Annotated in this window: 17 protein-coding genes; 5 read left to right on the top strand and 12 right to left on the bottom strand. The window is 44.7% G+C overall.

Translation table 11 applies throughout. From position 1 onward, the window contains the following. Positions 1-116 precede the first annotated feature (116 nt). Entirely contained in the window at positions 117-2,228 is a 2,112-nt protein-coding gene (locus M3204_RS09175; RefSeq protein ID WP_251480920.1) for a heterodisulfide reductase-related iron-sulfur binding cluster, read from the bottom strand. A gap of 224 nt (positions 2,229-2,452) precedes the next feature. On the opposite strand from M3204_RS09175, the gene cls reads away from it, so the two are divergent. Both cls and uvsE read left to right on the top strand, forming a co-directional pair. Continuing rightward, the gene (cls, locus tag M3204_RS09170; protein ID WP_251480919.1) at positions 2,453-3,652 is read left to right on the top strand and encodes a cardiolipin synthase; all 1,200 of its coding nucleotides are present in this window, start codon (positions 2,453-2,455) and stop codon (positions 3,650-3,652) included. A gap of 53 nt (positions 3,653-3,705) precedes the next feature. Then, positions 3,706-4,662: a UV DNA damage repair endonuclease UvsE gene (gene uvsE / locus M3204_RS09165; RefSeq protein ID WP_251480918.1), complete on the top strand. Its 957-nt coding sequence runs from the start codon at positions 3,706-3,708 to the stop codon at positions 4,660-4,662. 35 nt (positions 4,663-4,697) lie between these two features. On the opposite strand, the gene M3204_RS09160 is transcribed toward uvsE, so the two are convergent. The 3 genes from M3204_RS09160 to M3204_RS09150 all read right to left on the bottom strand — a co-directional run bounded on the left by M3204_RS09160 (position 4,698) and on the right by M3204_RS09150 (position 8,538). Continuing rightward, positions 4,698-5,981: a M48 family metallopeptidase gene (locus tag M3204_RS09160; RefSeq protein WP_251480917.1), complete on the bottom strand. Its 1,284-nt coding sequence runs from the start codon at positions 5,979-5,981 to the stop codon at positions 4,698-4,700. A 446-nt stretch (positions 5,982-6,427) separates the two neighbouring features. Next, positions 6,428-8,098 (bottom strand): arginine--tRNA ligase, encoded by a 1,671-nt coding sequence (gene argS / locus M3204_RS09155; RefSeq protein ID WP_251480916.1) that lies wholly within the window; start codon positions 8,096-8,098, stop codon positions 6,428-6,430. Then, on the bottom strand, positions 8,095-8,538 hold the full coding sequence (locus tag M3204_RS09150) for a DUF1934 domain-containing protein (RefSeq protein WP_251480915.1): 444 nt from the start codon (positions 8,536-8,538) through the stop codon (positions 8,095-8,097). The genes argS and M3204_RS09150 overlap by 4 nt, the downstream gene beginning before the upstream one ends. Before the next feature lie 227 nt (positions 8,539-8,765). On the opposite strand from M3204_RS09150, the gene M3204_RS09145 reads away from it, so the two are divergent. Continuing rightward, the gene (locus M3204_RS09145) at positions 8,766-8,918 is read left to right on the top strand and encodes a DUF1540 domain-containing protein (RefSeq protein ID WP_251480914.1); all 153 of its coding nucleotides are present in this window, start codon (positions 8,766-8,768) and stop codon (positions 8,916-8,918) included. Positions 8,919-9,035: 117 nt separating this feature from the next. On the opposite strand, the gene M3204_RS09140 is transcribed toward M3204_RS09145, so the two are convergent. The 3 genes from M3204_RS09140 to speE all read right to left on the bottom strand — a co-directional run bounded on the left by M3204_RS09140 (position 9,036) and on the right by speE (position 12,593). Further along, the gene (locus M3204_RS09140; RefSeq protein WP_251480913.1) at positions 9,036-10,355 is read right to left on the bottom strand and encodes a short-chain fatty acid transporter; all 1,320 of its coding nucleotides are present in this window, start codon (positions 10,353-10,355) and stop codon (positions 9,036-9,038) included. Positions 10,356-10,584: 229 nt separating this feature from the next. Beyond that, complete coding sequence (gene speB, locus M3204_RS09135; protein WP_251480912.1) at positions 10,585-11,457, bottom strand: agmatinase; 873 nt, start codon at positions 11,455-11,457, stop codon at positions 10,585-10,587. A gap of 308 nt (positions 11,458-11,765) precedes the next feature. Beyond that, the gene (gene speE / locus M3204_RS09130; RefSeq protein WP_251480911.1) at positions 11,766-12,593 is read right to left on the bottom strand and encodes a spermidine synthase; all 828 of its coding nucleotides are present in this window, start codon (positions 12,591-12,593) and stop codon (positions 11,766-11,768) included. A gap of 271 nt (positions 12,594-12,864) precedes the next feature. On the opposite strand from speE, the gene M3204_RS09125 reads away from it, so the two are divergent. Next, positions 12,865-14,928, top strand: coding sequence for a transglycosylase domain-containing protein (locus M3204_RS09125; RefSeq protein ID WP_251480910.1), 2,064 nt, complete (start codon positions 12,865-12,867; stop codon positions 14,926-14,928). A 187-nt stretch (positions 14,929-15,115) separates the two neighbouring features. Here M3204_RS09125 and M3204_RS09120 read toward each other — a convergent pair whose 3' ends face one another. Both M3204_RS09120 and M3204_RS09115 read right to left on the bottom strand, forming a co-directional pair. Further along, a complete protein-coding gene (locus M3204_RS09120; RefSeq protein WP_251480909.1) occupies positions 15,116-15,628 on the bottom strand; it encodes a YwhD family protein in 513 nt (170 codons plus the stop codon). Positions 15,629-15,652: 24 nt separating this feature from the next. Continuing rightward, positions 15,653-16,240, bottom strand: a complete 588-nt coding sequence (locus tag M3204_RS09115; RefSeq protein ID WP_251481045.1) for a site-2 protease family protein — start codon at positions 16,238-16,240, stop codon at positions 15,653-15,655. Positions 16,241-16,444: 204 nt separating this feature from the next. Between M3204_RS09115 and M3204_RS09110 the strand changes: the two genes are divergently transcribed. Beyond that, positions 16,445-16,630, top strand: a complete 186-nt coding sequence (locus tag M3204_RS09110; RefSeq protein ID WP_251480908.1) for a 2-hydroxymuconate tautomerase — start codon at positions 16,445-16,447, stop codon at positions 16,628-16,630. A 444-nt stretch (positions 16,631-17,074) separates the two neighbouring features. Here M3204_RS09110 and M3204_RS09105 read toward each other — a convergent pair whose 3' ends face one another. The 3 genes from M3204_RS09105 to M3204_RS09095 all read right to left on the bottom strand — a co-directional run bounded on the left by M3204_RS09105 (position 17,075) and on the right by M3204_RS09095 (position 19,410). Beyond that, entirely contained in the window at positions 17,075-17,587 is a 513-nt protein-coding gene (locus M3204_RS09105) for a YwgA family protein (protein WP_251480907.1), read from the bottom strand. A gap of 18 nt (positions 17,588-17,605) precedes the next feature. Continuing rightward, positions 17,606-18,922 carry an HD domain-containing protein gene (locus M3204_RS09100; protein ID WP_251480906.1) on the bottom strand — a complete coding sequence of 439 codons (1,317 nt, stop codon included), beginning with the start codon at positions 18,920-18,922 and terminating at the stop codon, positions 17,606-17,608. Between the two features lie 266 nt (positions 18,923-19,188). Beyond that, positions 19,189-19,410, bottom strand: a complete 222-nt coding sequence (locus tag M3204_RS09095; RefSeq protein ID WP_207501403.1) for a DUF1450 domain-containing protein — start codon at positions 19,408-19,410, stop codon at positions 19,189-19,191. Between the last annotated feature and the right edge of the window lie 157 nt (positions 19,411-19,567).

Raw genomic sequence — 19,567 nt, 5'->3', positions numbered from 1 at the left:
TATTCATTTTACTTTAAAAATAGTAGAAATTGAAACACTTTGCTAAAAATTCTGTCTTATGTCGAATTTTTATGGTGAGTCAATTTCTACTATTCAGGTTGGAGTATTATTTTATCTTATGAAACAAGCTGTTTGATTTCACCGAAAACGGATTTTTCAAGCAGTTCTGCAACATCCAGTGTATCGACGTTTTCTTCTACTTCCTTCGCCTTCGTTCCATCTGAAAGCATCGTCAGGCAGTACGGACATCCGGAACTGATGACGGATGGATTTACTGACAACGCCTGCTCTGTACGGGCAACGTTGATTCTGTGTCCTGTTTCTTCTTCCATCCACATCAAGCCGCCGCCGGCTCCGCAGCACATTGCTGTATCGCGGTTGCGTTCCATTTCCTTCAGGTCCACGCCTGGGATCGCCTTGAGGATGTCACGTGGTGCGTCATAAACCTCGTTGTATCTTCCAAGGTAGCAGGAATCATGGAAGGTAATTGTTTCGTTCACTGCATGCTTCGGTACAAGCTTGCCTTCTTTCACCAATTGCGCAAGAAGCTCAGTATGGTGGTAAACTTCACCTTCAAAGCCGAAGTCAGGGTACTCGTTTTTAAAGATATTGTATGCGTGAGGGTCGATCGTTACGATCTTCTTCACTTCATTTTTCTCGAATTCTTCAATATTTTTGGTCGCAAGCTCTTGGAACAAGAACTCGTTGCCAAGACGGCGCGGTGTATCACCGGAATTCTTTTCCTTGTTGCCAAGGATGGCGAACTTGACGCCTGCTTCGTTCAATAGCTTAGCGAACGAAAGGGCAATCTTCTGGCTGCGGTTGTCAAATGAACCCATCGCGCCAACCCAGAATAAGTATTCAAATTCTTCGTCTGCCTTTTTCATTTCTTTTACCGTAGGAATGACAACATCATCGCGAAGCTCACGCCAGTTTTCTTTTTCCTTGCGGTTCAAGCCCCAAGGGTTGCCCTGGCGCTCAATATTGGTCATTGCGCGCTGTGCGTCTGCGTCCATTTTGCCTTCCGTCAATACAAGGTAACGGCGGAGGTCGATGATTTTGTCAACATGCTCGTTCATGACCGGACACTGGTCTTCACAGTTGCGGCAAGTCGTACACGCCCAGATTTCTTCTTCTGTAATGACATCGCCGATCATGCTTGGATTGTAAGCAAGGCCAGCAGCAGCTTCATTTGCACCCTGTCCAGCAGCCGCCATTGCGATCTGGTTGCCCTTGGTGTTTGAAAAAGCAAACGTCGGAACCCATGGCTGCTTGGATGTCACAGCTGCACCATGCAGCGTCAAATGGTCGCGCAGCTTGACGATCAGGTCCATTGGCGACAGCATTTTCCCTGTGCCGGTTGCCGGACACATATTCGTACAGCGGCCGCACTCAACGCATGCGTAGAAGTCGATCATCTGCTCATAGTTGAAGTCGGTGATTTTACCTGCACCGAACGTTTCCTGCGTTTCATCTTCAAAATCGATTTTCTTGATCTTTCCTGGCGCATCAACCTTGGTCAAATAAACATTGGCCGGGCCAGCGATTAAGTGTGCGTGCTTGGATTGCGGCACGTAAACGAGGAATGCCAGCAGGAACAGCAGATGAATCCACCATGCAATATAGAAAATAGTGATGGCAGCTGCCTGAGGAATTCCGCTGAATGCTGCTGCGATCAGTGACGCAACAGGTTCTGTCCATGTTCCTTCATGCCCATGCCAGATCATGCCCATTCCGTTACCTAGCAATACAGAGAGCATCAAGCCTCCGATGAACAGCAGCACAAGACCATTTTTAAAACCGCGCTTCAAACGGACGAGCTTTTCAACATATCGTCGATAAAATGCCCATACAACTGCAACAAGTATCGTCAATGTTACGATTTCCTGAAAAAACGTGAAACCTGGATATAACGGCCCAAGCGGCAAATGCGAACCCGGCTTCAATCCCTTCCAGATAAAATCAATTGCTCCGAACTGGACAAGGATAAATCCATAGAAAAACATAACGTGAATAATACCGCTTTTCTTGTCCTTCAAGAGCCTTTTCTGGCCAAATACATGAACCCAAATTCTTCTTACCCGCTCTTTTACATCATCATCGAACTCTGATTTCTTGCCGAGCTTGATGTATTCGATTCTTGTCTTAACCACATAAACAAACAAACTGACTGCGTAAGCGGTTACAATCAAGAACGCGATAAGATTGATCCAAAGCAAACCGTCCATAAAATCAATTACCCCTTTCGATGCTGGTTTTGGATGAAAATTTTTAAACAATCCAATTTTCTGAATATACCCTTATTTCCATTATATAATGAATGAGCATTCAGTCAACTCATTTCCTTTCATTTCTGAAAATTGTTTATACTTCCTCTTTTACAGGAACATAACATATATCAAGCGTTTTCGGCAAAAATAAATGGAAATACTTTAAAGGGAGCCGAATCGCTATGGGGCTTGGATCGATCATATTTTTGATAATAGCCGGGCTTGCCTTGTGGGTCTGCGCAGACTTCATGCTTGGCCGAAAAAAGCACCTGGCCAATGCTAATACTAATGTTTTACCAGTCCGGGAAAGTAACCTCGAAATCTTCACAAAGGGGCCTGAACTGTTCGACAACCTTTTTTCCGAAATAAAAAAGGCTAAGCAGCACATCCATATTCTGTTTTACATCGTCCAGGATGATAAAATTAGCCAAGAATTCCTCTCCATTTTAAAAGAAAAAGCACAGGCTGGCGTCGAAGTCCGACTCCTGGTTGACTGGGTCGGCAGCGGGTTGAAACGGAAAACAATCCAGTCGTTAAAGGATGCCGGTGTAGAATTCGCTTATTCCCAAACACCCAAATTTCCGTTCCTGTTTTATTCGTCGCAGGTGCGGAACCATCGCAAAATCTCTGTCATTGACGGCCGCATCGCTTACCTTGGCGGGTTTAATATTGGAAAGGAATATTTTAACCAGGATCCAAAGCTGTCGCCCTGGCGCGATTATCATCTCAAAATGACCGGTGAAGGAGTTATGGATCTGCAAAGAGAATTTTTGAAGGATTGGCGAGCAGCTGCGAAAGTGAACCTTCTTCAGGACAAGGCATATTTTCCTCCATTGGAAAAGGGGCCGTTCAGCCACAAGCTCATTCCCACTGAAGGAATTCTGCTAGAGGAGCTGTTTTCAGATTTGATCAGCCAGGCGCAGAAATCGATATTCATTGGCACACCTTATTTCATTCCAAGCAAAAGAGTTTTTGACCTTTTGCGTAATGCGATTAAAAGGGGGGTTTCCGTTACGGTTCTCGTACCTTTCACGGCAGATCATGTCCTTGTAAAAGAAGCATCCCTTCCTTATTTAAGAACTCTCCTTACGGATGGAGCCGATGTCTATCAATATCTGAAGGGCTTTTACCATGCAAAGATCGTGTTGATTGATGATAAGGTATGTGATGTCGGAACAGCCAATTTTGATAAAAGAAGCATGTTTTTAAATTATGAATTGAACTGTTTGATTTATGATCCTGATTTTATAAAAAAAATAAAGCACATCCTGACAGAAGATATCCTGAATTCGCAAAAGGCCAATCTCCAGGACTTTAACCGCGTCAATCCATTGCTATCGATCAAGGAGACAGCAGCGCGTACGATTTCTTATTTTTTATAAGTATAATAACCGGAGCCTTATTAAGCTGCTTCGGACAATGAAGGAGTTTCATTATGATCATTCGGCTTGGATATGTCTCCACTGCCATCAGCTTGTGGGATGCTTCCCCGTCGAAGGCACTGACATTTGCGCGTTACGGACAGCTGCCTAAAGAAGAACGATATGGAAAATTGCTTTCCGTGACCTACCAGAACCTGGTGAATACAGAAAGAATGATACATTACAATATTGCTCATGATATCCCTCTTTACCGGTTCTCCAGTTCAATCGCTCCGCTGGCCACACACCCGGAAGTGAAATGGGATTATGTAACGCCTTTTCGCGAAAAATGGCTTGAAATTGGAGCACTCGTAAAGAAGTATGGATTGAGGACAAGCTTCCACCCGAATCAATTCACATTGTTCACCTCGCCGAGGGAGGAAGTAACGGCAAATGCCATCCTTGATATGGAATACCATTACGGAATGCTCAAAGCGATGGGGCTTGAAAACGAGGCGATCATCAACATCCACATTGGCGGGGCATACGGAAACAAGGAAGAAACCATCGTGCGATTTCATGAAAACTTCGCCAGGCTCCCTGCCCATATCAAAAAAATCACCACTTTGGAAAACGACGATAAAACTTATAATGCTGAAGAAACACTTGCCGCGTGCGTTAAGGAAGATGTGCCGTTCATGTTCGATTACCACCACCATATGGCGAACCTGTGCGAGTCAGAGCTTGAGGAAATCCTTCCCGTCGGTTTTGCAACGTGGGAACGGACTGGCTTAAAGCCGAAAATCCATATCTCCTCCCCTAAATCGGAAAAAGCATACCGATCGCATGCAGATTATGTAGACCCGGAATTCATACTGCCGTTGATAAAAATACTTCAGAGAATCGGCCAGGATGTTGATTTCATGATTGAAGCGAAGACGAAGGACAAAGCAGCGCTCGCATTGGTGGAAGATTTGGGGAAAATCCGTGGAGTGAAGCGGATTGGCGGGGCTGTTTTGGAGTGGAAATAATCAAAAGCGGCTGCTGGAAAATCCAGCAGCCCTTTTCACCACATATTTAAATAATATCGGTAATCTTCAATTATTTGATCTTGAACCCTGCTATGCTGGGTCTCCAGTTCCTTCTGCATTTTTACTAAAATAACTCTATTCACCGCAGAGACATCAGGAATGGTTCTGAATTTCTCAAGGAGCTGTATACGATTGAATGTCGGCGGGTGAGTAGAATCCAATTTGGAAGACTCTAGCTGTGCAATGCGATAAAGCCTTTCTTTTTCCCGAACAGGCATGCTGTTGATTTGCTCCTTTACAGCTTCAAACAGGTTGATTTCCTTTTTCCGCACCGCCAGCTCCCTCACTTTTAAATGAAAAGCTTCTTCAAACTGAAATTTTTTCAGCGTGGAAATTAAATGCTGATAGCCCACTGCTTTAGCGGCTCTATTATCCGCCAAATATTCGCCTTTCTGAGAAGCATCGAACAATAAATGGACAAGCAAAAAGAAAATAGAGTAAGGGATTTGAGCAAGAAAGACCATAAAATAGTACACAGGGATTTCAAAAAGACCAAAGTTATCATATTCATCGATTGGTACCGGTTCGAGCAGTTCATACCATGTCTGGAGGGTATACAGAGCTGTCCCTATATAAAAGGACCTTGTCAAATCTCCATTTGAGATGTGCCCAAATTCATGGGCAAGGACTGCGAGCTGTTCCTCCGGTTCCAGTATTGAAAATAACGGGAGCCCTATAGTGACGATGCCTTTCCTTCTCCAGCCGATTTGAGTCACAGAGGCATTGAAGTCGCCAGTAATGATAATTCCATCAATTTTTGTTACCTTCATGGCATCCGCCAGTTGATCAACCACCTGGTATAAACCAGGGAAATCTTGGCGAGAAATAACCCATTCACCCTTCTCCAGTGCCGGTACCCGTGGTCTCGCCATCCAGGCAATTCCTAAGAGAATAAGCCCACCTGCCAATAAGAAATAATTATTATTATGAAAAATAACAAAGAAAATACCCAGTGTTAATGAACCGATACTGATTAAGTGGACAAGACTGGCCAACAGGAACGCCATACCTTTGGACAACGAAGGGCCCTGCCGTAATTTTTGCTGCCCGGACAATTTTTTATAGATCCCGTCTCCCCGCTTTTCGCCAAGCCGTTCATATAATTTTTGCAGTTTAGTTACCGTCTTTCCTGCTGATGGAGTGTCCAGATTAAATCCACAATCACACCAGGAAACATAGCCTTTATTAAACGGAATGACTGCATTGCACTCAGGGCAGACCTGTCCATTTTCTAAAACGTTTATTTCCCTCAACTCCAATCAGTAGCATATATTGATATATTAAGCGAATGGTAAGTTTTTTGAAATACAAAAATTCAAAATATTTACAAGCAGACTATTTTTGTTCGGAAATTAAGCCAAATAAACAGCAGGTGGAGGAATTGTGAGAGTGGACGGTATAAAAAGCAGGCAGAATACTTACAGCAGCAGCCTTTAAAGAGGTTTTATACCTCTAAATTTGGTTTTATAGCGAAAAATTTATTTTTATAGCGAAAATCAGGATTTAATAGCGAAAAATTTATTTTTATAGCGAAAATCAAAATTTAATAGCGAATTTCTTATTTTAATAGCGAATTGGAAATCCCTCTCGATTTTTTCCAATTTTTCAAAAAGGCAAATGCCGATATTTGGTTTTGATTGTGAAAGCAACAAAATTTACGAAAAGAGACCCAGCCGAGTTTGGCTGGGTCTCTTACATTTGATTATTACATCTTCTCAGGAGCAGAAACACCAATCAACGCAAGAGCGTTCTTCAAAGTGATCTGCGCTGACTTGATCAGTGCCAAACGCGCCAGTGTTCTTTCTTTATTCTCCATATCCAATACTTTTTCCGCATTGTAGAAGCTGTGGAATACGGACGCCAGTTCAAAAATGTAGTTGCTGATGCGATGCGGCATCCGCTTCTGAGCTGCTTCGGCAACTGCAAGAGGGAATTCGCCAATCTTCTTCAGCAGGTCCATTTCCTTCTCAGCCTGGATCAGTTTAAAGTCCGCATCCGTTCCTGCTTTGAAGCCTTGCTCTTCAGCAGAACGTAAAATGCTGGAAATACGCGCATGCGCATACTGTGCGTAGAATACAGGGTTTTCATTTGACTGAGATACTGCCAAGTCAAGGTCAAAGTCCATGTGAGTGTCCGCACTTCTCATTGCGAAGAAGTAACGTACCGCATCAAGTCCTACCTCTTCAATCAGGTCACGCATTGTGACAGCTTTCCCTGTACGTTTGCTCATCTTCATCTTCTCGCCGTTTTTATACAGGTGGACAAGCTGGATGATCTCAACTTCAAGCGTATCGCGCTCATAGCCAAGCGCCTGGATTGCCGCCTTCATACGAGGGATGTAACCGTGGTGGTCCGCTCCCCAGATGTTGATCAATTTTTCAAAGCCGCGCTCAAGCTTATCCTTATGGTAAGCGATATCCGGCGTCAAATAAGTGTATGAACCATCTTGCTTGATCAGCACGCGGTCCTTGTCATCGCCTAGTTCAGTCGAACGGAACCAGGTAGCACCGTCCTCCTCGTAGATGTGGCCGTTTTCACGCAGCGCATCCAACGCCACATCAATTTTTCCATTATGATAGAGCGAAGTCTCAGAATACCACACGTCAAACGGGACGCGGAAATTCTCAAGGTCCTGCTTCAGTTTGGCCATTTCATATTTCAGGCCATACTCACGGAATGCATCGAAGCGCTCCTGGTCCGGAACATTGACATACTTGTCGCCATGTTCCTCAGCCAGCTTCTTCCCGATTCCAATAATGTCTTCACCCTGATAGCCATCCTCGGGCATTGACTTGTCCATGCCAAGCGCCTGGAAGTAACGTGCTTCAACAGACAATGCAAGGTTGTTGATCTGATTGCCGGCATCATTGATGTAGTACTCACGTGAAACATCATAGCCAGCCTTGGCAAGCACATTGCACAATGAATCACCGACAGCTGCGCCGCGCGCATGTCCAAGGTGAAGGTCGCCAGTTGGATTAGCGGAAACGAACTCGACCTGGATCTTCTGTCCGTTGCCGACCTTCGATTCGCCGTAGTGGTCTCCAGCTTCAAGAATCGCAGGAATCAAGTCAGTCAAATAGCTGTTATCCATGTAAAAGTTGATGAAGCCTGGTCCAGCAATCTCGATTTTCTCGATCGATGCCTTGCTTTTATCAAAGTTCTCGATCAACAGCTCAGCAATCTGGCGAGGTGCCTTCTTTGCAACGCGTGCAAGCTGCATGGCCATATTCGTAGAGTAATCCCCGTGCGCTTTTTCCTTAGGGGTCTCAAGGATTACCGCAGGGATTTGTGCTTCCTCGGCAAGATTAGCCTTAAGCGCAGCCTGCTTGATTTCTTCCTTCAGCTTCAATTGAACCTGTTCAACTATATTCATTTGCCTTCCTCCTTATAATTGATCGTCAAATGGTATGTACCTGCACTCGAGCCCTGGATCGCCATATCATACAGCAAATCCACATGGCCCTCCTGCTTTTCATCGTTAAAATCTGTATCAAGCCGTTTCGTGGCTGCCGATGTTTCCAGCAGCCCATACGGCGTCTTATAATTGCCCGGAGTCTTTTTATTCAGCAGAAAATGAAGCCTCATCTTGATTGCGCCGCTCCGTAAAATCAGCACTTCACTTCCGGAAACCTTCACAGTCGTGTGAACATCCCCCTCCTCCATTACTTCGTCATACTGGAGGTATGAGCTGTTCGCCTTTTTATAGTATCGGCCAAAAGTGGTCAATTCAAAAGTCTCCTTCTCACTGCCACTATAAATCACCGTTTTTACCGTCACCTTGACAGGAATCTGATCAGCGGGTCCACTCGACACCGATAACACATCCTTTGCTGCATCTATTACATCTATTATAACTTTATAAGTATAAATATTCCGCCTTGAAAGTGCAAGGTTAGCAAGGGAATCAATCATGTTCTTTTTCAAGGAAAACAAAGGATTTTTCTAAGAGTTATTAGCTAAAATTAGGAATACGCGCAGGGGATTATCCTTTGTCCAAAAAGGGTATAGATTATCAAAACCTTTTAAAGGAGGTGCCCTACATGAAAATCGAAGTTAAATGCGAGGTAGAAAACTGTAAATACTGGGCAGAAGGCGATCAATGTGTCGCTGACTCAATCCTGGTAGTTGCCAATACCGGCAGACAAGCAGCAAACGAACGCGAAACAATCTGTGATACTTTTGAAAAAATGTAAGTTATGAAACTGGATGGCAGAAGCTATCCAGTTTTTTTATTTGATTTAAAACTACATTCCTCGAAGATTATCAATATAAAAAGGAGAAGCAGAGCGCTCCTCCTCTTTTCAGCTATCTTAGAAAAACAGCATTCCTGCTGAAATGACAATACCGCTGATAATCAGCATCAACACGCAATAGCCCATGATATCCTTAGCCTTCAGCCCGGCAATAGCCAGTGCTGGCAGGGCCCAGAATGGCTGGATCAAGTTGGTCCACGCGTCGCCCCACGCCACCGCCATCGCTGTTTTTGGAATCGATACGCCTAGCGTCTGAGCAGCTTCAAGCATGACCGGTGCCTGGACAGCCCATTGTCCGCCGCCAGAAGGTACGAAGAAGTTAACAAGACCCGCACTCAGAAACGTGAAAAACGGGAATGTGAATTCATTTGAGATGGAAACGAACCCTTCTGACATGACGGCTGCCAGTCCTGATGCCGTCATCATCCCCATGATTCCCGCGTAAAAAGGAAATTGAACGATGATTCCGCTCGCTCCTTTTACCGCGTTCACAACAGCCTCAAGGAAAAGTTTGGGTGTCCCATGGAAAAGTATCCCCAAAAACAAGAATAGGAAATTAACAATGTCGAGATTCAGCTTAAATCCATTTGTGGAAAGATAGTAAAATAAGAAAACAAGTCCAAAAATGCCGATAAGCAATGAAATAATCCGGCTATTTTCAAGCTTTTCAGCAGGCGTCATCGCCCCCTGCTCGATTGTTGCTGCCTGTACGTCATTTTCTAATAGAACGGGATCCACTATGATTGTTTCCTCTTTTGAAGGCATCATCATTCTATTAACCACTGGCAGTACCAACAGCAAGATTAAAATGATAATAAGGTTAAAACCGGCAAAAATCGTTTGGTCCGTCGGAATGATTCCTATCAGGTCCTGCGAAAAGTGCCCTTCAGTTGCAATCGTCAACGGGATGGACCCTGAAATGCCTCCATGCCAGACAATAAATCCACCGTAAGCGCTTGCAATTAACAGCCTGTAATCTACATTTTTTACCTTTTTCGCTAATTCCTTCGCAAACAACGCTCCAATTACAAGACCGAATCCCCAGTTAATTAAGCTGGCGGCCATCGACACGACGGTGACGATGATAATCGCCTGACCCGGAGACTTCGCAAGGGATGCAAGAGCTCCTAATCCTTTCTTAAAAATATGGCTGCTTGCAAGTACATGGCCTGTAACAAGAACCAGGACCATCTGCATCGAGAACGTCAGCAAGCTCCAAAATCCACTTCCCCAGTGCTGAATCATCTGGTACGGACCGCTGTCGGTAAAAATAAGGCCCAATCCAAAGACCGCAAAAGTTAAGATGATGACAAAAAGAAACGGATCAGGCAAGTACCGCTGCATGATGCGGTTGAAAAAAGAAACCAACATTTTCATCCTTTTAACCTCCTTATTAGTAGTAACACTCTTAATCAATATATTTTCTATACGTTTCTGAATATTCCTTCTATTTTTAGAGATTGTATTAACGGAAGTAGAGGGGGATGAAATCAATGTCGATATACTTGCTCAATCCCTTTTGAGCTATCGCAGCACTTAAATTGAAGCAATTTCGAAAATAAAAAAAGCCACCCCCTTTTGAAAAGAGAGCAGCTTCTCAGCCAAATTATTTTACAAACCCAAGCAGCATTTCACGGATGAGTTTGCTTGCAGTGTTTGCAGTCATTTCTGATGTGTCATAAATTGGCGCTACTTCTACTAAGTCAGCACCTACTACATTCACTTCTGAATTCGCGATTGCGTGGATGGATGCAAGCAATTCCTTAGAAGTGATTCCGCCGCAATCTACCGTTCCTGTTCCTGGCGCATGGGCCGGGTCAAGGACGTCGATGTCGATGGTTACATAAACTGGGCGACCTGCAAGCGTAGGAAGAATCTCTTTAAGAGGCTCAAGAACCTCGAACTTGGAAATATGCATGCCGACTTCTTTTGCCCACTCAAATTCTTCCTTCATACCTGATCGGATACCGAATGAGTAAACATTTTTAGGCCCAATGTGCTCAGCAATTTTGCGGATAGGCGTTGAGTGGGACAAAGGCTCCCCTTCATAGTGCTCGCGCAAATCTGTGTGTGCATCGAAATGGATGATTGACAGATCATCATACTTTCTAGCCACAGCCTTCATTACCGGCCAGGATACAAGATGTTCGCCGCCCATCCCAAGCGGGAATTTTTCTGCAGCCAAAAGCTTGTCCACGAATTCTTCGATCATATCAAGACTTTTCTGCGCATTCCCGAAAGGAAGCGGAATATCGCCTGCATCAAAATACTGAAGATCAGCCAGGTCCTTATCAAGGTACGCGCTGTACTCCTCAAGACCAATCGACACCTCGCGGATACGAGTCGGGCCGAAACGGGAACCAGGACGGTAGCTTACTGTCCAGTCCATCGGCATACCGTAAAGTACAGCCTTGCTTTCCATATAATTAGAATGGCTGCGGATAAATACATTGCCAGAATATGCTTCATCAAAACGCATTCCAAACACCTCTTTCGTATGATTTTTACATTGGCTGTGTTAACTTAGACTGTTGATTTCCGTTCCAGGCGCTTCGCTTTCCGCGGACGACTCGTGGAGCCTCCTCGTCGCTTCAATCCTGCGGGGTCTCCACTGACCCGTACACCCCGCTGGAGTCTTCGCGCCTTCCACTCCAATCAACAGGGCTTAAAAACAATAGTATAAGCTTTAACACAGCCTTTACATTAAAATGGCCCCCGGCGGACCGGGAAGCCATAAAAGGTCAAGCCGGCAGGACAAGCCGCCGACTGGTGACCGATATTTAACTATTATTTCAAAAGGTCGCCAACAAACTTAGGCAATACGAAAGCTGCTTTGTGAAGCTCTTTCGTGTAATACTTTGTTTCGATTTCGTGGAAGCGGTCCTCGCTCACTTCAAGCGGGTCATGCTTTTTTGAACCTAGAGTGAAAGCCCACAATCCGCTTGGGTATGTTGGGATGTTCGCTACGTAAAGACGAGTGATCGGGAAAATCTCCCTAACATCCTTTTGAACGTTGCGGATCAAGTCAGCCTTGAACCAAGGGTTATCAGACTGAGCAACAAAGATGCCGTCTTCCTTCAGCGCTTTGGAAATTCCCGCGTAGAAGCCCTTCGTGAACAGGTTAACTGCTGGTCCAACTGGTTCAGTAGAGTCAACCATGATGACATCATACTGGTTTTCACTTTCAGCGATATGCATGAAGCCGTCGCCAACCTGGACATCAACACGTGGGTCATCAAGCTTGCCAGCGATTTCAGGCAAGAACTTCTTTGAATACTCAATTACTTTTCCATCGATATCTACAAGAGTCGCTTTTTTCACGCTAGGGTGCTTAAGGACTTCACGGATTACTCCGCCGTCGCCGCCGCCAACAACCAATACGTGCTCAGGATTTGGATGTGTGAACAAGGGGATATGCGCAACCATTTCATGGTAAACGAACTCATCTTTTACAGATGTCATAACCATGTCGTCGAGCAAAAGCATATTGCCCCACTCTTCTGTTTCCACCATATCAAGCTTCTGGAATTCCGTCTGTTCTGTATGTAACGTTTTATTTACTTTCATTGTGATACCAAAGTTTTCTGTCTGCTTTTCTGTAAACCAAAGACCCATTTTTGTTCCTTCCTTTCGGCAAAAAAATTTCCGTTATGATGCGGCGAATTTTTAAGGCAGGCAGCATTTTTGCTGTCCAAATTTATATTGATCAAGCATGGCGCTTACATTTATTTGTTATACTTCCCCAACATCACAAATACAAACATCAGAAAAAGTATAGTTGAATCTAGCAAAAATGCAAGCAAAATTTAAATATCTTTGATTCTATGTTTAAAACTTGCTGTTATTTTTCATACTGATGGTATCTATCTTTTTAGGGGGAAGCAGTATGGAGCTGATGACCGACCAGCGGTTTCGCAAAACAATTAAATATTTGCGGGCTTTGATTTTTATCGGGCTTGCGGGATTGGCTTTGGCAACTGTCCTCTATTTTTCGCTGATTGGGTACGCGAAATTGCAGGGTCCGCCTGCGCTTGCCGTGCCGCAGTCAACCTTATATTATTCTGACGATGGAACCGTCATCGGTGAGAGCCATTCAGGCCAGAAGCGCTACTGGGTGGCGCTTAAGGATATTTCCCCTCACCTGATTGACGCAACCATTTCCATAGAGGATAAAAGCTTTTTTGCCCATAGCGGCTTTGATTATAAACGGATTGCCGGTGCTGCGCTGGCTGACTTGAAGGCGATGTCCAAAGTCCAGGGAGCTAGCACCATCACCCAGCAATACGCGCGGAACCTTTACCTTGCCCATGAAAAAACATGGAAGCGTAAAGCGATAGAAGCGCTTTATACACTGCGGCTTGAAATGAATTATTCGAAGGATGAGATCCTCGAAGGCTATTTAAATACAATATACTATGGCAATGGCGCGTACGGTGTCCAGGCCGCGAGCCGTTATTATTTTGGCAAGGATGCGAAGGATTTATCCCTGGCGGAAGCTTCCATGCTGGCCGGAATCCCGAAAGGTCCTAACATCTACTCGCCATTTGCTTCTTTGGAAAAAGCGAAGCAGCGCCAGCAAACAGTTCTTTACACGATGAAAGTCAATGGATTTATTGATGACCTGACTGCTCAGAAGGCACAGATCGAGAAACTCAAGCTTGTCGGCAATCATCAGAATGACCAGCTTGGGAAGGCACCTTATTTTCAGGATGCGGTCCGTAACGCGCTGAAAAACTCATTGAATTTTGATGACCGGACGATTTCGCTAGGAGGATTGAAGGTCTATACGACGCTTAACCTCGAGCAGCAGGAAATCGCCGAAAAATCGATCAGCAAATTGATTTCTGCTGACTCTGAAATCCAGGCCGGGTTTATCGCAATGGATCCGAAAAATGGCCACGTGAAGGCGCTAGTCGGCGGTAGAAATTATGACGAAAGTCCATTTAACCGGGCAGTCCAGGCTGTCAGGCAGCCGGGGTCAACGATGAAGCCGATTCTTTACTATGCAGCACTGGAAAACGGGTTCACCCCTTCGACGACCATGAAGAGCCAACTGACAACATTCATGTTCGATGACGGACGCTCCGAATATACGCCGCATAATTTCAATAACAAATATGCGGAAGAGGATATTACGATGGCCCAGGCCCTGGCTTTATCGGACAATGTTTATGCCGTTAAAACACATCTGTTCCTTGGCGAGGAGACATTGATTGAAACTGCGAAGCGCTTTGGGATCAAGTCAAAAATGAACAATGTTCCATCGCTTGCCCTCGGCACATCAGGTGTCAGAGTAAGCGAGATGGCAGGAGCCTACAGCATTTTGGCCAACGGCGGTAAAAAGGTAGAACCTGTGCTGATCAAAAAAGTAGAGAACCATAAAGGTGAAGTCATTTACGAGTATAAAGGTGAAGAAGAAGAGGTCCTGAAGCCGGAGCTTGCATCCGTCATGACCCATATGCTGACAGGAATTTTTGATAAAAAGCTGAATGGCTATTCTTCCGTCACAGGGAGCACGCTCATCAAAAAAATGACCCGGGCTTATGCAGCAAAATCAGGAACGACCGAAACAGACAGCTGGATGATCGGATACGCACCTCAACTCGTATCTGCAGTATGGACGGGCTATGATAAAGGAAAGCCGATCGAGCTGACAGTCGAAAAATCATACGCGAAAAATATCTGGCTTGATTTTATGGAGAAGGCGCTCGACAATGAGCCTGCTAAGAAATTCAAGGCCGCAAAAGGCACTGTTTCTGTCTATGTCGACCCTGCCAACGGCAAGCTCGCCGCCGATGGCTGCCCTGTAAAGAGGCTGACCATTTTTGAGGCTGGCACGGAGCCGACTGAATTCTGCACAGACCACCTCGACCATGAAGAGCATAAAGAAGAAAAGCCTCAAAAGAAAAAGGAAAAGAAGCCTTGGTACAAGCGGATTTTTGGAAGTTAGGACATACTGTCTAAAAAGAAAAACCCCGGCAGCAAGCTTCCGGGGTTTTTTCTCGTCCTAGCATAAAATGTGTTTTACGCTGTTTTCAGTTTACTTTTTTTATTCACAGTGAGCAAGCCAGATATTGTCACCTTGGAGAAATGTCACAATTTCGACAAATTTATAGGAGAATTATCCAAAATTCAAATTACTTAACAGACAGACCGGTTTTCAGCTCGTCTGAAGACCTTTCCCACATTCCAGAATCATGTTTTTGCAAGAAATCAGCAAGGATTGCTTTTGATTTTTCATCCATATGGTCAACAATGATATGGCGTTTGATAGACTTATCAAGACGGTTTACATGCTCTGGAAGCAACTTATAGCCGCGGCGGATTTCCCGGTTGACGGTCATTTCGCATGCAGTAACACCAGCGTAATAAGGACCTTCTTCCTTCCTGTCGATCGTTACCCAGACAACCCAATATAGTTTGGCATCTGGTACTTCATTGCGGTCTGGAAGAAACTTGATTCCTTTTTCAACAACACTTCGCGCGTGCATCGCACCTACATCGACTGTCGCCTCGCCTGCATCCACGTCGACGATGACCGGAGATACATTATCCAGTGTGAGGACACCTTTCCCAAAGCCTTTATGGCCATCCATAGGGTCATTTTTAATAATATTGAAACCGATATTCTTGCTCTTTTTTTCTTCCATGAAAAATAACCTCCTTAAACGGTTTTAGAAAAATAAACTCTGTATTCCATCAGTCACAGCCGGGATCAAATAATAGAAAATCGGCTGGATTGTATATTGGTCCAGGGGAGTAATCACCAGGATCAAAAAGATGATTGAACCGTACGCTTCATACTGAGTCATTTTCGCCCTGATTTTTGGTGGTGCCAGATCCTCAATGATCCGGTAGCCGTCAAGCGGCGGGAATGGCAGCAGGTTGAAGACGAACAGCATCGCATTCAGTCCGATGAAGATATTGAGGAAATCCAGGAAAAACTCCGGAACTCCCTGGGCCAACCCCAATGCGACGAATATGTACCAGATCGCAAATGCAAGGATGACGAGGAGAAGATTGCTGACCGGTCCGGCAACCGAAACGAGAACTCCGGCCAGCCTTGGATTTTTGAACATGAATCGATTGACTGGAACCGGCCTTGCCCAGCCGAAACCAGCGATGAAAATCAAGATTGTCCCAAGCGGGTCAAGATGCTTAATCGGATTCAGCGTCAATCGCCCCTGCCTCTGAGCAGTCGGGTCGCCAAATTTATAAGCTACCCAGGCATGCGCGAATTCATGCACCGCAAAAGCGATCATCAGCGCCGCAGCAACGTACGGTATTTGTTCTAACGAATAGGGTAAGCCCACATTCCATTCCCCTTTTTTGTCTTTTCTCTAAAGTATAACGTATTCTCGTTTGAATGTGAAAACGAGAATCTTCTGCGATACTTGCGTATTTTAGCGAATTATGAAAAACTCAATTTAGAGGTACATATTAGACATTCTAAGGAGGCAAAACACATGCCATACGTAACGGTAAAAATGCTTGATGGCCGCACTGAGGAACAGAAGAAAGCTCTAGTGGAGAAAGTAACAGACGCAGTCAGCGAAACAACTGGCGCGCCAAAAGAAAAAGTCGTCGTGTTCATCGAGGAAATGACGAAGAACCACTATGCAGTAGCAGGCAAGCGGTTGAGCGACGAATAAGGTGAACTAAAAGCTCAGAGATTTCTGGGCTTTTTCCTTTTATGTGACCGGAATTTCTATTCCGTGCCTCAACCGGGAACATATTTCCCTTTTATGTGCCCGGTTTTCCTTCTCCTTCCCTATTCCGGGCACATATTTCCCTTTTATGTGGCCGGTTTTCCTTCTCTTTCCCTATTCCGGGAACATATTTCCCTTTTATGTGCCCGGTTTTCCTTCTCTTCCCTATTCCGGGAACATATTTCCCTTTTATGTGCCCGGTTTTCCTTCTCTTCCCTATTCCGGGAACATATTTCCCTTTTATGTGCCCGGTTTTCCCTCTTCTTCACTATTCCAGGGACATATTTCTGTTTAATGTGCCCGGTTTTCCTTCTCTTCCCCTCTTCCGGGAACATAAAAAAATCGAGCACAAACCCCAATAAGGTTCCATACTCGATTAAAATATCCCTACGCCAGTTGCCTGGCCTTTTCTTTCAAGCTCGCGATATATGCGTAGGCGTCAGCAATCTCTTCATCGGTGTACTTCTGGCTCTTCTTCACGGTCTGGATTTTTTCTCGAACCTCATCACCTGGCAAGTTATCAAAATACAAAACAGTTGAAACAAGTTCAAGGAATCTTGCATTCTGGTCGTTAATATCTGTCAGGCAGTCGCCAAGGCATGGCATCTCGATGCTGTTTTCACCGAGGAACTCCTGGCCTGCTTCGGTCAATGTGTAGCGGTATTGGTAGTAGCCGCCCTTCTTTTCCTTGACTTCGTCCAAAAAGCCCATGTTGCAAAGCTCTTCCACCCGCAATGTAAGCTCTTCGGAATAGGGTCCGTAAAAATGGAACTGGAATCGTTCCTGGAACGGGAACTCCATCTTTTTCGCGATATAGATCATTTTCTGAAGCTTCTTCCTGCCGATGACCTCTCCAGAAACCGAAATGGCATGTATGATTTTAGCGTGGTCTTTTAACAAAACGCGTCAACTCCTGTATCAAATGGTCCCATTGTCTAAGTTCAGCTCAAGAATCTGTACAATCTGCTCGATTTCAGGACGTGCTTTTTCTTTTTCCAAGAAATCGGCAGGATAATAAAGTTTATGGTCTGTCCGCCTTTTACCCGAAATGGCGTCTACAATTTCCGACTCTCGCGAAAGCTCGCGGATTTCACCGTTTTTCTTTAGGAGGTGGATTGGAAGGCGTTCTTCCTCCTCGCCCGGGCGGTAAAAATCGTATGGAAGGTCTGATGATGAATCGACAACCAGGTAATATTCAGGATCCAGCCCTGCCTGCTCGAAAAGCACAGAAAGCTTTGCAAGCTTCTTGTATTCCTTGGCAGGATCGAACTCAACATATTTAAATAGATTACGGTTATTGAAGCGGCGGCACAAGTCACTCAGTATGTCGTCCTCTTCTTCCTCCCAACTCTGGAAATAGTAGAGGAACACGGCTTCATCCAATTTTAAATAGTCTTGCAAAGTCATACGGTCCTCAAATATTGAGTAAAAATGATGCGGTTTATGTTTGAAGGTGTAATTTTGCTCATGAAGGTGTTTTGCACGGTGCAGGATTTTCGTCAGAATGACCTCGGCACTCCTTGTCACTGGATGGAAGTAGACCTGCCAGTACATCTGGTAGCGGCTCATTATGTAGTCCTCGACAGCATGCATCCCGCTTTGCTTGATCACGACCTGGTCTTCCCGCGGGCGCATGACACGCAAAATCCGTTCCATATCAAAATGTCCGTAGCTGACTCCGGTAAAATAGGCATCCCTTTGCAGGTAATCCATCCTGTCAGCGTCGATCTGGCTGGAAATCAAGCTGATGACAAGCTTGTTTTCATACGTCTTTTCTATAACTTCGGCTACCTTCTTGGGAAAATCCGGTGCAACCTTTGTCAGCACCTGATTCACTTCTGTATCCCCAAGAATGATTTCCCTTGTAAAATCTTCATGGTCAAGGTCAAATACCTTCTCAAACGAGTGTGAGAACGGTCCATGGCCAAGGTCATGAAGCAGTGCTGCACATAGTGAAAGCAGTCTCTCACCTTCATCCCATTCCGGACGGGAAGCAAAGGCATTGTCGACAATCCGGCGCGTGATTTCATACACGCCAAGTGAATGGTTAAACCTGCTGTGTTCAGCTCCGTGGAAGGTTAAGTACGTCGTGCCGAGCTGCTTGACCCTTCTCAGGCGCTGGAACTCCTTCGTTCCAATCAAATCCCAGATCACTCGGTCACGGACATGGACATACCGGTGTACTGGATCTTTGAAAACTTTTTCTTCAATTAGCTTTTCTTCCGAATATTCCATCGTTCCCCTTCTTCCTAATCAACTTGTTACTATTATAGCCTGTTTCATTCGTCAAATCATCTCGATTTTCTGCAAATTTTTACAAATATTGCATGCGGATTTACAAATACTTTTCTAATACCTTTAATTCCAATATTGGAGGCTTTATAAACAATTTTGTAGTTTGCAAGTTTAGCGCGGAAAAAAAATCACCTCTAAACGTTTGTTTAAAGGTGATTTATATGAATTCTTTTAAGTTAGACGAAAGCACCTGAAGAAGAGTCAGGTTATTTAAGTTTTTTCTGGACTTTTTCCATAAGTTCTTCTTCAGTCAAAGCAGCGACTGGCCGGTTGTTTACGAAAGCAAAAGTTTTCTTTCTGCCTGGTCCGCAATAGGACTGGCATCCAATCTCCATTTTCGCTTCAGGATCCAGCTGCTTCAGCTTCGGAATCAATGTTTTAAGGTTTACGGCCTGACAGTCGTCGCAAACACGGAATTCGTTTGCCATTTAGGACAACCCTTTCTTTTATCAACTGCATAAGTTGACAACACTTTTAGACTAAAGCGTATTTTACCTCTTATCTCGTACGATTGCAAGCTGTTAAGAAGGTCGGTTTGCTTATCTATCTATATAAAAAACAAGCATTCATGCGAAAAATCTACTA

The organism is Mesobacillus subterraneus, assembly GCF_023715485.1.
GTDB lineage: Bacteria > Bacillota > Bacilli > Bacillales > Cytobacillaceae > Mesobacillus > Mesobacillus subterraneus_B.
The sequence above is the reverse complement of the archived record's forward strand: the minus strand, read 5'-3'. Positions and strand labels throughout refer to the sequence as shown.

Coding starts and splice junctions, on each gene's coding strand:
- M3204_RS09175 (WP_251480920.1), bottom strand. CDS start 2,228: ATGGACGGTTTGCTTTGGATCAATCTTATCGCGTTCTTGATTGTAACC.
- cls (WP_251480919.1), top strand. CDS start 2,453: ATGGGGCTTGGATCGATCATATTTTTGATAATAGCCGGGCTTGCCTTG.
- uvsE (WP_251480918.1), top strand. CDS start 3,706: ATGATCATTCGGCTTGGATATGTCTCCACTGCCATCAGCTTGTGGGAT.
- argS (WP_251480916.1), bottom strand. CDS start 8,098: ATGAATATAGTTGAACAGGTTCAATTGAAGCTGAAGGAAGAAATCAAG.
- M3204_RS09145 (WP_251480914.1), top strand. CDS start 8,766: ATGAAAATCGAAGTTAAATGCGAGGTAGAAAACTGTAAATACTGGGCA.
- M3204_RS09140 (WP_251480913.1), bottom strand. CDS start 10,355: ATGAAAATGTTGGTTTCTTTTTTCAACCGCATCATGCAGCGGTACTTG.
- speB (WP_251480912.1), bottom strand. CDS start 11,457: ATGCGTTTTGATGAAGCATATTCTGGCAATGTATTTATCCGCAGCCAT.
- speE (WP_251480911.1), bottom strand. CDS start 12,593: ATGGGTCTTTGGTTTACAGAAAAGCAGACAGAAAACTTTGGTATCACA.
- M3204_RS09125 (WP_251480910.1), top strand. CDS start 12,865: ATGGAGCTGATGACCGACCAGCGGTTTCGCAAAACAATTAAATATTTG.
- M3204_RS09120 (WP_251480909.1), bottom strand. CDS start 15,628: ATGGAAGAAAAAAAGAGCAAGAATATCGGTTTCAATATTATTAAAAAT.
- M3204_RS09115 (WP_251481045.1), bottom strand. CDS start 16,240: ATGATCGCTTTTGCGGTGCATGAATTCGCGCATGCCTGGGTAGCTTAT.
- M3204_RS09110 (WP_251480908.1), top strand. CDS start 16,445: ATGCCATACGTAACGGTAAAAATGCTTGATGGCCGCACTGAGGAACAG.
- M3204_RS09100 (WP_251480906.1), bottom strand. CDS start 18,922: ATGGAATATTCGGAAGAAAAGCTAATTGAAGAAAAAGTTTTCAAAGAT.
- M3204_RS09095 (WP_207501403.1), bottom strand. CDS start 19,410: ATGGCAAACGAATTCCGTGTTTGCGACGACTGTCAGGCCGTAAACCTT.